This is a genomic window from Microcoleus sp. F4-D5, from assembly GCF_036704885.1.
Classification (GTDB): Bacteria; Cyanobacteriota; Cyanobacteriia; order Cyanobacteriales; family Microcoleaceae; genus Microcoleus.
Genome location: NZ_JAUBSX010000011.1, coordinates 64,190 through 78,454, shown reverse-complemented (window position 1 = coordinate 78,454; position 14,265 = coordinate 64,190). Strand labels below are relative to the sequence as shown.

Sequence of the window (14,265 nt, the reverse complement as noted above, 5' to 3'; positions counted from 1 at the left end):
ATTGAACCGCAGAGAACGCAGAGGGCGCAGAGGAAGAGCCGAGAGCAACAGAGGAGTTCGCAACTGATGAGGGATTGCTATAGCAATTCGCCACCTATTTAGCTAACAGTTTTTGAAACACCTCATACATATCCTCAGCCAACTTTTTAGGATTCCACAAAGGTGCGAGATGTTCTGGCTGCTTAGATTTTACTAAATGCTCTTTCACCGCATTTCTGAGACCCGCATCGCGACCAAACTTAACTCCCCATTGCGTGTATTCCTCCCAACTCCAGGCCGCACCAACATCAAGATTTGCACTTTTCAGAAAAGCGTAACCCATACGCGAAAGATATTGGTCGCCGGATCTAGTTACCACTGGCAAATTCGCCCACAAAGCCTCTAAATTGTGAGTCCCTCCGTTGTAAGGATAGGAATCTAAAAGCACGTCTGCTACATAATAAATAGCCCGGTGTTCTTCTTCACTTTTAGTTTGCCCTATAAACTTAATCCGAGCAAAATCTACTCCCTGAATTTCGCATTCTTCGCGGTAAGTGCTGTGAATAACATCGGGGTCGCCTTGACCTTTGCGGATTAACAAACTATCTGGTACTTCCTTGAGGATTTGAACTTGAGCTCGTACCATTTCGGGATTGGTTTTTCTCCCTGGCGCAACGCACAGATAAGTCATTTGCTCTAAGCCAATTCCGAGAGCGTTCCTAATCGCATCTCGATTCACAGGAATGCTTTGCAGTTCGCCAATTGCTACAGAACAAACTGGCAATCTTACTAACTGTTCTAAGTAATTTTTTTCAACACCCGGGGGGTGAGTGTGTTCGTCACAAAGGAAGTAGTGATTATCTGAAATGTAGGGTGCGTCGAATCCCAGCCAAGAAACGCAAATTCCCGCAGGATATTGATACAGCACTTCGACATTTGTTGGCACTGTCATCGAGTCTAAGTCTATTAAAACATCCAAATCGTCTTGCACTACTTCCGCGAAGATTTCGCCGCCGTCAGCAAAGCCGTTTGGATATTTTTTAGGCCAGTAAAACTTCCCCGCCATTTCTTCAAACCGCTGCGTAACTTCATCTCGGTGGAGTTTGCCGGTGACGTAAAGGTGAACGTGAGGGGTGATGCGGCTTAATTCGCGAATTAAAGCTTCGCTGCACCAACCTACCGAGTGGCGGCGGAAGTGTTTGGAAAGGAAGCCGATTTTTAAAGGCTGTTGTTTTGTTTGGTAATTGGCTGGCTTGATTCTGTTAACTTGCTGGCGCAGCGGGACGGCTTTTTTGTAGTATTCTTTGGCAATTAGGCGGTAAAAACTAGCATTTTTTTCGCGGTTGTCTCGCAGGTGAGAAACTGCAAACAGGAAGATTTCGTAGAGCAGTTTTAGCTCGATTACGCTAAAGGTTTCGACCTTTTCGTAGCAGAATTTTTCGATTTCTTCGAGTTTCTGAATTGCCTGTTTGCTGACACCTGATTGCAGGTAGGAAAAGACGTAGGCTGTGGCTGACATGACTGGGGCATTTTCGCCGCACAATTCGCAGTATTTGTCGGCTACGCTGCGGGCTCCTGCAAGGTTGGTGGAATGGCTTAGCAAGTCGCAGAGTTGTTGGTGGGCTTCGCTAAATGTGGGGTTGCATTCGATCGCCTTTTCAAAATATGCGATCGCCTCCAAGGGCTTATCTTGTTTCTGAATGTGTCCCATGCGACAATAAACCTCTGCCCAATTCGGTTTTAATGCCAGGGCTTGCTGATAGCTGGCTAAAGCTTCTTCCAGCCTGCCCAGCATGGAAAAACAACTGCCGAGGTTAGCGTGAGCTTCCGCCCAGTCGGGCTTTATTTTCAGAGTATTTTGATAATTAGTAATCGCTTCTTCGTACTTGTTTTGCTGTAAAAAAGAATTGGCTAAATTGAAGTGCAAAACTTCTAATTGCGGCTTTAAAGCTACAGCTTTCTGATAGTAAGCGATGGCGGCATCGAGATTGCCTCCCTGAGAATGCGCGCTGCCGATGTTACCGTAAGCTTCGGCCCAATCCGGTTTAATGGCGATCGCTTTTTCGTAGCTTTCGATGGCTTCGTCGCGCTTTCCTTGGCTGAAAAGTCGATTACCTAAGTTAAAGTGGAAGTCGGCACCGACTAGCTGCGGGTTGAGTTCAGATGTTCTTTTAAAACAGGCGATCGCTGCTTCGATGTTGCCGTATTTGTGATATACTTTCCCTAAATTCCAATGAGCTCCCGCTAAATCTGGGCTGAGAGCAATCGCTTGCTGGTAATGGGCGATCGCTTCTTCCAAACGCCCCATTTTGAAATACATACTGCCGATATTGGCGCGCACTTCCGCAAAGTTTGGCTGCAATTCTAGGGCTTGAGAATACGATCGAATCGCAGCTTCATTTTTGCCTTCTGCTTGCAAAGCATTGCCTAAAGTGACGTAAGCGTGGATGAAATCCGGTCGAATTTTTAGCGATTGCTGACACGCTGCGATCGCCTCTTTAATTTTACCTTGAACTAAAAACTGTTCTGCCAGTTTTTTGTACGGTTCTACTTCTTCAAAATTGGCAACTTGTCCGCTATCTGGAACATTGATCGAGGTAACTTGTTCGGAAAGTTCGGCGGGGTTTGTAAACGGAGTATTTAAAGTCTCAGTGGTGGGCGCTGGCGGCAAATTGATACTCGAAGGCTGCAAGCCGTAGCCTTCATCTTTGTTGACAGATACTGGTTGCGCTTCGCCTGATTCTGTTTCTAATTCGATAAATTTGCTGTCGGTAGTTTCCCGCTGTTTTTGCGCGATCGAACTCGATAGTTTCTCCGCAGCGCTGGCATTTCCCGGTTGCATTTGCAGCACTTTTTGATAGCAAGCAATTGCTGCATCTAACTTTCCTTGCTGCTGCAAAACGCTGCCCAGCATCAAATTAACCGAGCACAATTCTGGATTAATGGCAAGAGCTTCTTGGTAATAATTGGCCGCCTGTTCCAATTGCCCTAACTTGTAATACATACTGCCGAGGTTCGCGCTAGCTTCGGCAAATTTTGGCTGAATTTCTAAAGCTTGCAAGTAAGTTTGAATTGCCATTTCCAGCTTTTCTTGACTGTGCAGGGCATTGCCCATTGTCAAGTAAGCCGCAGCAAAATTAGGTTTGAATTTAAGAGCGAGATTGCAAGATGCGATCGCCCGTTCAAATTCTCCTTGCAGAGCATAAACTTCCGCCAACTTTTTATGAACTTCCGCATCTTCGGGATTGAACTCTAAAGCTTTCTGATAGTTCTCGATTGCGCCACCGAGATCGCCTCGATCTTTCAGCAAATTTCCCTTTTGAAAATAATCTCTCACTGGCTCTAAACCTACTAAATAATTCCCGATCATTTGCTCTGCCACTCTTACAGGTTTTACACTAATAATATTCAACCATTTTAGCCACTCTCGGGATCGTACAGACCAAGTACAGCATCGATTTATATATTCTACCTGCTGTCTCAGATGATTTTCAGCAGTTGCGCCGCCCGTACCGCTACCCTCATTTAATACTCCGACTACGGCCTCTAAAAACTGCCTTGTATATCCCTCCCAATCTGGTTGGCCCGCACGCTTCCAATTAGTTATCGATGCAAAATTTTCCACCCCTGACATTGAAACTAGACGGGCAAACCCAGCAGTTGTTTCCGGCAAAGCTGCCAATTCACTCGTCACAATCCGGCAACCGCAGGCCATCGCCTCCATCACGGCAATAGATGACGTTTCCAAATAGGTATTCGGGTAAGCTAAAACCGCGACTGAACGCAGTTGCCGGACGAGTTCGGGTTGCGGTACGGAACCGACGTACTCGACGCCTTCTGTTTCCTGACACTGCCGGTAAAGTTGACCGAAAAAAAGCTGGTTCTCATTGTCGTCTATTTGGTGTACTTTCATGCTTGAAAATACTTTTAATCTGGTTCCGGGGACAGCTTGACGAATTTCGGGAAAGACTTTTAACAAAATATCCAGTCCGCGAAATGGAGTGCTGGTGTAAGCTAGAATGGGCGGTCGAGATTTATGAGAGAGGATAGAAAGATTATCGGGGAAAATGTTAGCAAAACAAGGTGCGATCGCATTTCTTAAAACACAACTGCGATTGGAGTCAATCCGAAAACGCCGGTGAAATTGCTCGCGCTGCCAGTGGCTGACAAATACAAAGGCGTCGCAAGCATTGATTTCTTGAGCATTATTAAAATCTTGGAGGAATACAAAGCCGGGTTCGTTATGAATCCACAAAATTAATTGAGTGCGATCGCCCAAAAGCGGCTTAACTTCCAGCGCTTTGCCAACTACATTGACTATAACTAAAAAATCGAGCGATCGCAGCAATTCTAAATTAAATTTGTCCCCCACCCTGCGCCTGCAATCAACGCCGCGCGAAATCCCAGACTCGGAAGTATTGTTAAGCAAAAATACCTCGTTTCCCTGTGCAGCCAACGCCTCAGCTAAGTAACAAATAGCCGACTGAGTGCCGCCCAAAGGTTTGCAGTAAGGAGTTTCAATATTGTAATCCCAAGTATAAGTATCGAGAAATCCGATTTTCATTAAATGGTATAATCTTAAAACTATTGAGGAGTACCGAACATGACCACAGAACAAGATCCCGTAAAATTGATGAAACAGCAAGTCGGCTTTGCAGCAGCCGATCGCGTAAAATCTGGTATGATTGTCGGACTCGGCACCGGGTCAACTACAGCTTATACTATTCAAGCATTGGGCGATCGCATAAAATCCGGTCAACTCAAAGATATCAAGGGAGTGCCGACATCTTTTCAATCAGAAGTGTTAGCCAAACAGTACGGAGTACCGCTGACAACACTCGATGAAATTGACAGAATAGATGTTGCTATTGACGGCGCTGATGAAGTAGATCCCCACCTCAACTTAATTAAAGGTGGCGGCGCAGCCCACACCCGCGAAAAAGTAGTCGATTACCTCGCAACTCAGTTTATTGTAGTAGTTGACAGTTCCAAAATCGTAGATAAATTGGGTTCGACTTTTCGCGTACCCATCGAAGTTATACCGATGGCATTAACACCAGTGATGCACGCCATTGAAAAATTGGGTGGCAAACCCGAACTCCGCATGGGCGTGAAAAAAGCAGGCCCCGTAATTACCGATCAAGGTAATATGGTAATTGATGTCAAATTTGATGAAATTGCCAACCCCGGCGAAATGGAAAAAACCTTGAATAACATTCCCGGTGTGTTAGAAAATGGTTTGTTTGTAGACTGTACAGATTTGGTTTTAGTCGGCGAAATCCAAGACGGAAAACCAGCAGTACGGGAGATTTCTAAATAGTCAAAACTGCCCCAGTCGCGGTCAAAAACTCTTTGTGGAACAGGCATCTTGCCTGTTCAGGAGAATGCGGCAATATGGAAGTTACACGCACAAAAATACCAAAAACAAGGTTTATTACCCGATAGCAACCGCCAAGACTATTAAGAATTTCTTAATCAGTGAAAACCTTGCGATTGTTAAATCGTCCTTCTTGCTTCTCCCTGACATCCGTTACATCCGTTACATTGCTCGTTGCCGAACTTCCTTCTGCTATAGCTTTGACTTTGATTATAATGATGCAATATCGCAGATTCGGTCGCACAGAATTATCCATGCCCGTCTTTTCCTGCGGTGGCATGAGATATCAGTACAAATGGCAAGACGTGCCAGCCAATGAAATTCCCCCAGACAATCAACAAAATCTAGAAGCGACGATTCGCTACTCGGTTGAATGCGGCATCAATCACATAGAAACTGCTCGCGGTTACGGCACTTCTGAGATGCAGTTGGGGCGAATTTTGCCGAACTTTCCCCGCGAAAAATTGATAGTGCAAACGAAAGTTAGCCCCAAACCAAACTCCCAAGAGTTTCGCGAAGACTTTGATAAATCCTTAGCTTATTTGCAACTGGAATACGTCGATTTACTGTCGCTGCACGGCATTAATACGTGGGAATTGCTAGAGGATTCTATGCGTCCGGGCGGCTGCATGGATGTGGCGAAAAAGTTGCAAGCAGAAGGCAAAGTTAGGTTTATTGGTTTTTCCACTCACGGCCCGACGGATGTGATTGTCAAAACAATTGAAACCAATCAATTTGATTATCTTAACTTGCACTGGTACTACATCAATCAAATTAATTGGCCGGCTATTGAAGCTGCTAAACTTCACGATATGGGCGTTTTTATTATCAGTCCTTCCGATAAAGGCGGTCAACTTTACAGCCCGCCGCAAAAATTGGTAGACTTGTGCTATCCGCTGAGTCCGATGGTATTTAACGATTTGTTTTGTCTGTCGCATCCGCAAGTACACACTTTGAGTTTGGGGGCAGCCAAACCTGAAGATTTTAACGAGCATCTGAAAGCTGTAGAATTGTTAGATAGAGCCGATGAAATTTTGCCTCCGATATTAGAAAAGTTAGAAAAAGCAGCAATTGATAAATTAGGAGAAGATTGGTTTAAAACTTGGCACGTCGGTTTACCAACTATAGAAAATACTCCAGGAGGTATTAATATTTATGTAATTCTGTGGCTGTGGAATTTGGCGCAGGCTTACGATACGATCGACTATTGCAAGATGCGCTACAACCTTTTAGGTAATGCGGGCCACTGGTTCCCCGGCCAAAAAGCCGATCGCCTCGATGAATTAGACTTGCGCCGCCCTCTCGCCCACAGTCCCCACGCTGCTAAAATTCCCGGTATTCTTCAAGCAGCCGATCGGCTTTTTGGAGGTGAAGCCATCCAGCGGTTGTCCCAAAAATAATCAAAAAAAAACCCGGTTTCGAGACAGAAACCGGGTTGGTGAACCGGAGCACGTGAGTTAGTTACGCGCACACAATTAGCCTATACTTGAGAAACTCTCACAACCATCGCCCATCCGTCTCATCCATTCGGGCGATACAACTTTTTTTATCAACTCGCTCCCATTTTGCTTTAATCTGAGATAAAACAGTTAATAATTCACTTAGGTACTTTTTATGACTCTCAAACGCCGAGATTTCTTGTATTTGGTGACTGCCACCGTCGGAGCTATTACCGCAGGTGCTTGCCAAGCGTCAGGAAATAATGTATCGCAAGCAAGTCCAATTGCAGAAAGTCCAAAAATCGCCCAAACTCCCGGGCCTTTTACACTCCCGCCTCTGCCTTACGAATACAATGCTTTAGAACCGCACATCGATGCGCGGACAATGCAATTTCACCACGACAAACACCACGCCGCTTACGTTAAAAACCTCAACGATGCTGTCAGTAAATACCCGCAACTCAAAAATATCACTGCGGAAAATATGCTGCGAGATTTGAGCAAAGTGCCGGAAGATATTCGCACAACCGTCCGTAACAATGGCGGGGGACACCTAAATCACAGTATGTTTTGGGAAATCATGAGTCCCAAAGGCGGCGGCGAACCGACAGGGGCAATTGCAACAGCAATCAAGCAAAATTTTGGCAGTGTTGACGATTTTAAAGCAAAATTTAACGATGCCGGCGCCAAGCGTTTTGGCAGCGGTTGGGTTTGGCTAGTCCGCAATAAAGCTGGCAAACTTGAGATTACAACTACGGCAAATCAAGACACGCCTTTGATAGATGGCAACTATCCAATTATGGGTAACGATGTTTGGGAACACGCTTATTATCTCAAATATCAAAACCTGCGCGCCGACTACCTAAAAGCTTGGTGGAATGTTGTTAATTGGGCGGAAATTAACAAGCGCTACGAACAGGCGATCGGGTAGTTTTCGATTAGATGAAATACAGGACAGGGCAGATGAAATACAGGACACGGCAGTGCCGTGTCCCTACTAGCTAGCGCACGGGACGATCGAACTGCCGTGCAACTTTCCGCAAGTAAACGCAGTGCCGCGCCCCCTGACTGGTGGGCGTTGTGAATGCTTCTACTGACTCAACTTTACCGCCCAAATGCTCGATCGCCCTTTGCAACTCGGTCTCTTCCTCCACCGTCCAATTCCCACGGTAAAGTACCGCCAAACCGCCATTTTTTAGCAGGGGCAGCGCGCATTTAGCGCACAGAGGAGCGGCTCCCACTGCTCTGAGAACTGCTAAATCGTAAGCTTGTTTGTGCTGCGGCACTCGGGCAATTTCATCTGCCCTGCCCAACAAAGTCGCCGCATTTTCTATCCCTAAAGACGGCAAAACTGTTTCCAAAAAAGTAATTTTTTTGCGCGTAGAATCGAGCAACGTAACTGATAAATGCGGCAGGGCGATCGCGATCGGCAACCCCGGAAAACCCCCACCCGTCCCAATGTCGATCGCTTTGTGCACCGACTCGGCGGACAATTCGGGATTTTCCGCCGAATTGTGACTAGCTGGCAGCAGTCTGGCAATTCCCCGCAGAGAATCCCACAAATGTTTTTCCCAAAACTCCATCGGCTCAGTAATTCGAGTTAAATTCAAGGAGCGATTTCCCTCGACAATTAACTCGTAAAGTCGCTGAAATTGTTGCTGCTGCGACTCATCCGGCTGCCAATTCAGCGTTTTTTGCCACAACTCGTTCATCTGGGGCAATACAGGCATTTTAATCTCATCGATCATCTAGTTCTATTCTCAATTTTTTCTTTCTGCCCGCGTAGGCGGACTTCGTTTGTACAGACGCGAATTCTATTCGCCCGGGAACCATTGGAAACGCCAAAAAACTCAAACGCAACTCGTTTCCTTAGCTTCTAACTTAGCCCGCTCGACCTCTTGCAAATCCCCGCGGTCTAAAGTCCAAAAGCGATCGGCAACGCTCAGCAAATCGCTAGCATCGTGAGTAACAATTAACAAAGTCCAGTGACTTTTCAACTTGCTCAACAAGCTTACCAACTGCCGCCGCATCGACCAATCCAAACCCGCCGTCGGTTCGTCCAAAAGTAGCAAATGCGGCTGCCGAATTAGCTGTACCGCCAGGGCAACCCTGCGCTGTTGTCCGCCGCTCAAAGCGTGGGGGGAAGCCCGCAGGGGCAAATGTCCGAGTCCCACTTCTGCCATTGCTTTGTTGATTTGTTCTTGTCCCAATTCAGGATGTCCCAGTCGCAATTCTTCTAAAATTGTGCCTCCGCAAAAATGCCTTTCTGGAAACTGGAACACTAAACCTCCTAACTGTTGCAAGTGTTCTGGTGTTAATTCTTGTTCCCGCCAACGGATGTCGCCGCTAGTTTTTTCCGCTAAACCTGCTAATATTTCTAATAGCGTACTTTTGCCAGAACCGCTGCGACCCACAATCAGCCCCATTTGCTGCGAGGGAAGTTCTAAATTAATATTTTTCAGAATAGCATTCGGACAGGCTGTAGGATGATATACTAAGTTTTTTAGATAAAGCATTAACGGCAGTTGTTAGTTGGCAGTTGGCAGTTGGCAGTTGGCAGTTGGCAGTTGGCAGTTGTTAACACTCAACAGTCAACCATCAAAAAAATAGTTATTGTTGGAGCGGGTAACTTCTGGTTGTGCTATTGATAGTTAAGGCTGTTTTTGGCTGGGGTCGATCGCACACAATTATTTTACATAAATCTTAACAAAAAATTCCTTTTTTTCAGGATAGGCGTTTGCTTTTTCAGTTTTTTGGTGGTATATTTTAATAATGGAAATAAGTCCGTTTTTCAATTAAAAGTCATACTTCCATTATTAAAATATACCGCAACAGCTAGAAAAAATCAAGCAAATTTCACTCTTTTTTTGGTCGCGGCCCGAGAGTCTGAAAATTTAACTCTCTTGTTTCTAGTTTACAGTATATTCCATTGAGAGAATTGACGATGACGAAAACCCATTTAGCATCGCTGGGCAAGCAAATGTTAAGTTCTAAACAGACAGTGCGGGCGATCGCCAGTGCAGCAGCGATCGCCCTCAGCATCTGCATTAACTCGGCAGTAGCGGGAGATCCCTTTCGCAGCAGCAATCCGCAGGCGATCGGGCCCAACACCGAAACCGCTTTCAAAACAATGTTTCAGCAAGGAAACTACAAACAAGCAAAAACTCAAATTCAACAAGCACTATCAGCCGAACCAAACGAACCCCTAGCCTATGCGATGGCAGCCTCCCTCTCATACATCGAGCAGGACTTAAACTCGATGAATTCCTACGCGAAAAAAACCCGCGAAGTCGGCGAAAAATTGACTAAAACTAATCCATTGCGCGGCAACATTTATACAGCAGCAGGTCACTTTTTAGAAGGGGCGAACATTATAGCCAAAGAAGGAACAGCCCAAGGCGCGCCCCAAGCTTTGAGTAAATTGCGAGTAGTATTTCAATACCTAGATGCCGCCGACAAAATAGCGCCCAACGACCCCGAACTAAACTTGCTCAAAGGGTACATGGACTTAATGCTAGCTACCAACCTGCCCTTTTCCAACCCCAACGAAGCGATTCAAAGACTCGAACAAAAAGCCTCTCCCCGCTACTTAGCTTATCGCGGCATGGCAGTAGGCTATCGAGACTTGAAAAAGTACGATCGCGCTTTAGAATTTGCCAACAAATCCCTAGCAGAAACGCCAAATAATCCAGAAGTTCTCTATCTAAAAGCACAAATCTTGTTTTCCCAATCCCAGGGGAAAGACGGCAACAAAACCTTACTTGAGGAAGCCAGAAAAAACTTCGACGCAGCCTTAGCAAAACCCGACCAATTGCCGCGCAGTTTAGTAGCCGAAATCTTCTTTCAGCAGTGCAGAACCCGCAACCGTCTCGACAGCAAATCTCGCGCCTGCGACCCGATGCGCGATAAAATTAGAGATGCAGATGGAGTCTGGGGGCCCGCGGCCTTACCACCACTATAAAAACACCAAAAAACTATGCAAGTAGAGTTTCGCGAGTTTAACCCCTTTGACCTCTGGATTTGGCTGAAGTTCAGCAACGTGCCTTCAAACGGTGAAAAACAGTATGTTGAAGAAGTGTTTGACTCTTGGTTTTTCTTGGGAAAACTGGGAGGATTTAATGCGGAAAATTTGCAAGTTCAAGATGAAGGCTTAGATATCAGTCAGATGAATTACGATGTTAATCTAGCCGACCAAAGCATGATGGCTTTGATGCACAATATGGGAGAAATGGAGTATCAAGGTTCTTGGGCTCGCTGCTGGTTTGATTTGGGAACTAGCGATGCAATTGGCCTCGATGTTTTGATTAATGTTTTCCAGCAACTCAGCAAAGAATTCGTAACAATTGAAAAACTCATTATCGGCGGGGAAAATACAGACTGGCCCGTTGACAACAGTCGTCGTCGAGAGGCTTTTGCGGCTGATAATTAGTGATTAGTCATTACTCATTAGGGGCGGATTCTACTCGTTACTAGGCTCTGCCTGGTAACACAGATCCGGAGGCTCTGCCTCCTATGAAAGCTGCTCAGAAAGCGAGGCAGAGCCTCTGGACATTGATTCCCAGGCAGAGCCTAGGAACCAGTTAAACCAGTTAACTAGAGATATTTGCTATAGCTAACAAGATAGATAAACCCGCCTCTACCGCGTTACCTCGATCTACCGTACACTTGGCAGAGTCCGCAACAGCTCGTAGAGCAAAGAGTTGATAAAACCGAGAGTAATAGCCCCCAGCAAAGCACTCCAAATTCCCCACCGCAAGCGAAATCCATCCACTAGCCAAGCCGCCAATCCAAAGATAATCGCGTTGATAACAATTATCCACAAACCAAAAGTTACCAACACCAATGGAAAACCCAAAACCACAAAAAGCGGCCGCACCAAAGCATTCAGCAATCCAAAAACCGCCGCCGAAATCATCGCTTTTCCAAAAGTGTCAATGTCCACCCCGATGGGCAACTTGGAAATGATAAAAAAGCTCACAGAAGTAACCAGCCAAGCAATTGCCAGCGAAACGATATCCATGTGTTCATCTCCTTAAAAAAGCTAAACATTAAATAGGAACAACAGCACATCCCCCTCTTGTACAATATACTCTTTTCCTTCACTGCGAACTAAGCCTTTTTCCTTAGCCGCTTTCATCGCGCCCGCAGCAACCAAATCTTCATAAGCTACAGTTTCTGCCCGGATGAAACCCCGCTCAAAATCTGAGTGAATAACCCCAGCAGCTTGCGGTGCTAACATTCCCGCGATAATCGTCCAAGCGCGAGTTTCTTTCGGCCCGCTAGTAAAATAAGTCCGCAAACCCAATAATTCGTAAGTAGCTCGAATCAAAGATTTTAAGCCCCCTTCTTGCACCCCCAGAGATTCTAGGAAATCCGTTCGTTCTTCCTCGGATAACTCCACTAATTCTGACTCAACTTGCGCCGAAACTATGACAACTTTAGCATTTTCTGCTTCTGCTACTTCCCGCACTTGTTCGACATAGCTATTTCCCGTTGCTAAATCGTCCTCAGACACGTTAGCAGCATAGATAATTGGTTTGTTGGTCAGCAATTCCAAACCTTTAACTAATTCAGCTTCTTCATCTGTGAAATTGTACTGCCGCGCCGGTTTCCCCGCATTCAAAACTGCGACCAATTTTTCGAGCACGTCCACTTCTGCCTGAGCTTCCTTGTTGTTGCGGGCCAGCTTGCGAGTGCGATCGAGGCGGCGTTCAATTTGAGCTAAATCTGCTAGAATTAATTCGAGATTGATAATGTCAATATCTCGGATAGGATCGACAGAACCCGCAACGTGAATGATATCATCATTCTCAAAACAGCGGACAACGTGGACGATCGCATCTACGGCCCGAATGTGAGACAAAAACTGATTTCCCAGCCCTTCCCCCTGACTCGCCCCCTTCACCAAACCCGCAATATCCACAAACTCAATCCGCGTCGGCACAGTTTGCGCGGAATTGCTAATCTTGCTCAGGACGTTCAACCGTTCGTCTGGCACTGCCACGATACCCGTATTTGGCTCGATCGTACAGAAAGGAAAATTAGCAGCAGTCGCCTTGGCATTAGCAACCAGAGCATTAAACAAAGTAGATTTGCCAACATTAGGCAGTCCGACAATTCCGGCAGTAAGCATAGGTATTTAGAAACATATCACTGTTTCAAAATATCATAAGCAATAGCAATATATCTGACTTGTCCCTTCTAACTTCTACAGCTAAGCTTGAATAAATATCGAACTTGAGGTAGATGGCTCAATGGTTAACAAGTGGTTCAGCAAAGTAACGATCGCTGCGGGGCTGTCGCTGCCCCTGTTAGCGCTGACAGCGCCTAGCGTCTTGGCTCAGATGGTCAAAGTTTCGGTGATTAACAACAGCGGCAAGACGATGACAGCCGTTTATATGTCTCCTCCCGATAAGGATACTTGGGGAGAAAACGAGCTAGAGGCCCCGATTGCCGATCGCCAAAAGGCAGATTTTGAGTGGAATCAAGCTGACTACGGCGGCTCGGATGCGGGCTGTATTTTCGATGTCAGGGCCGAATACTCTGACGGCAAATCCACTGATTTGGATGCTGTTGACCTTTGCAAAGAGACTGCGCTCAACTTCAATTAATTGATAATTTAGGCAAAAACCGAGTTTTTTCAAGTCTGATATTCATCAAAAAGATTGGGGACTTTGGAGAAAGCCGGTTTTTGCGATCGACCTGACAAACAATCTTAAATTTCGCGATCGACTAAAACATAATTTATACAGGTTCAGGGATTGTCTGAGGAATAGGCTCCGGCACTGTCTGAGGAATTGGAGAGGGTACAGTTTCCGGCACCGGTTCGGGAATTGGCTGCGGAATTGGTGCAGGTACCGGCTCCGGTACTGGCCCGGGAATCGGTTCGGGAACGGGGCCCGGCACTGGTGGCGATGCGGGTATAGTCGGGAGCCCCGGTTCGGTACTGGGAATCTGCGGGCCGGGAAACGGAGTAGGGTTGGGAAAAATCACGGCAATTCTATTAATAACTCGATACAATCAGCGTATATAAAAAACTAAAAATACGGCATCTATCTAAATAGTGAAAATTTATTAAATTTGATATTTTGCACTATTTTTAATCCGCTTTTTGGAGTAGACAAAAGCAACCGGGTTGATCTGTATTTGATTTTTTATGCCGATCGAAAGCAATTTGGTCACAGCCTCACGGTACAGGTCGTAGACCCTTGAAAAAAGCGTAGCTTACTCATCACGTGCGATCGCTACAGCCCGTGGGAGCAATTCTAAAATCTCAAATCTACAATCTCAAATCGCGCAATCGCCCTCCAAAAAGCCTTGCCCGCCTGTGGTTTGGCACGACACCTAGCCAAAAGTACAGGTTATTCCCTTAATTAAGAGTCAGCTTCATGGCAGGTCTTTTGTATGGGCTGAAAACTCAACTACAGGCTAGCACCTTCCTTGGGTGTATCACCTTACAGTGGGTTTACA

12 protein-coding genes are annotated in these 14,265 nt (G+C 46.0%); 6 read left to right on the top strand and 6 right to left on the bottom strand.

Annotated elements, in window-relative coordinates; translation table 11 throughout:
- Positions 1 to 94: 94 nt before the first annotated feature.
- Complete coding sequence (locus tag QUA80_RS07990; RefSeq protein WP_333423016.1) at positions 95 to 4,543, bottom strand: tetratricopeptide repeat protein; 4,449 nt, start codon at positions 4,541 to 4,543, stop codon at positions 95 to 97.
- A gap of 39 nt (positions 4,544 to 4,582) precedes the next feature.
- On the opposite strand from QUA80_RS07990, the gene rpiA reads away from it, so the two are divergent.
- The 3 genes from rpiA to QUA80_RS07975 all read left to right on the top strand — a co-directional run bounded on the left by rpiA (position 4,583) and on the right by QUA80_RS07975 (position 7,726).
- Positions 4,583 to 5,299 carry a ribose-5-phosphate isomerase RpiA gene (rpiA, locus tag QUA80_RS07985; RefSeq protein WP_333423014.1) on the top strand — a complete coding sequence of 239 codons (717 nt, stop codon included), beginning with the start codon at positions 4,583 to 4,585 and terminating at the stop codon, positions 5,297 to 5,299.
- A gap of 272 nt (positions 5,300 to 5,571) precedes the next feature.
- Positions 5,572 to 6,756, top strand: a complete 1,185-nt coding sequence (locus QUA80_RS07980) for an aldo/keto reductase (protein WP_445302220.1) — start codon at positions 5,572 to 5,574, stop codon at positions 6,754 to 6,756.
- 214 nt (positions 6,757 to 6,970) lie between these two features.
- Positions 6,971 to 7,726 (top strand): Fe-Mn family superoxide dismutase, encoded by a 756-nt coding sequence (locus QUA80_RS07975; protein ID WP_333423012.1) that lies wholly within the window; start codon positions 6,971 to 6,973, stop codon positions 7,724 to 7,726.
- A 70-nt stretch (positions 7,727 to 7,796) separates the two neighbouring features.
- Here QUA80_RS07975 and rsmG read toward each other — a convergent pair whose 3' ends face one another.
- Both rsmG and QUA80_RS07965 read right to left on the bottom strand, forming a co-directional pair.
- Positions 7,797 to 8,525: a 16S rRNA (guanine(527)-N(7))-methyltransferase RsmG gene (gene rsmG / locus QUA80_RS07970; protein WP_333423011.1), complete on the bottom strand. Its 729-nt coding sequence runs from the start codon at positions 8,523 to 8,525 to the stop codon at positions 7,797 to 7,799.
- Positions 8,526 to 8,645: 120 nt separating this feature from the next.
- Positions 8,646 to 9,311, bottom strand: a complete 666-nt coding sequence (locus tag QUA80_RS07965; protein ID WP_333423010.1) for an energy-coupling factor ABC transporter ATP-binding protein — start codon at positions 9,309 to 9,311, stop codon at positions 8,646 to 8,648.
- Between the two features lie 428 nt (positions 9,312 to 9,739).
- Here QUA80_RS07965 and QUA80_RS07960 point away from each other — a divergent pair, with 428 nt between their 5' ends.
- A complete protein-coding gene (locus QUA80_RS07960) occupies positions 9,740 to 10,756 on the top strand; it encodes a Sll0314/Alr1548 family TPR repeat-containing protein (protein WP_333423008.1) in 1,017 nt (338 codons plus the stop codon).
- Between the two features lie 15 nt (positions 10,757 to 10,771).
- The gene (locus QUA80_RS07955; protein ID WP_015174552.1) at positions 10,772 to 11,224 is read left to right on the top strand and encodes a DUF3531 family protein; all 453 of its coding nucleotides are present in this window, start codon (positions 10,772 to 10,774) and stop codon (positions 11,222 to 11,224) included.
- Between the two features lie 225 nt (positions 11,225 to 11,449).
- Here QUA80_RS07955 and QUA80_RS07950 read toward each other — a convergent pair whose 3' ends face one another.
- Together QUA80_RS07950 and ychF are read right to left on the bottom strand one after the other, a co-directional pair.
- Positions 11,450 to 11,815 (bottom strand): phage holin family protein, encoded by a 366-nt coding sequence (locus QUA80_RS07950; protein WP_333423005.1) that lies wholly within the window; start codon positions 11,813 to 11,815, stop codon positions 11,450 to 11,452.
- A 21-nt stretch (positions 11,816 to 11,836) separates the two neighbouring features.
- A complete protein-coding gene (gene ychF, locus QUA80_RS07945; protein ID WP_333423003.1) occupies positions 11,837 to 12,928 on the bottom strand; it encodes a redox-regulated ATPase YchF in 1,092 nt (363 codons plus the stop codon).
- A gap of 121 nt (positions 12,929 to 13,049) precedes the next feature.
- Here ychF and QUA80_RS07940 point away from each other — a divergent pair, with 121 nt between their 5' ends.
- Positions 13,050 to 13,406 (top strand): hypothetical protein, encoded by a 357-nt coding sequence (locus QUA80_RS07940; RefSeq protein WP_333423002.1) that lies wholly within the window; start codon positions 13,050 to 13,052, stop codon positions 13,404 to 13,406.
- Positions 13,407 to 13,539: 133 nt separating this feature from the next.
- On the opposite strand, the gene QUA80_RS07935 is transcribed toward QUA80_RS07940, so the two are convergent.
- Positions 13,540 to 13,788 (bottom strand): gamma-aminobutyric acid A receptor, epsilon-like protein, encoded by a 249-nt coding sequence (locus QUA80_RS07935; RefSeq protein WP_333423000.1) that lies wholly within the window; start codon positions 13,786 to 13,788, stop codon positions 13,540 to 13,542.
- Positions 13,789 to 14,265: the final 477 nt, after the last annotated feature.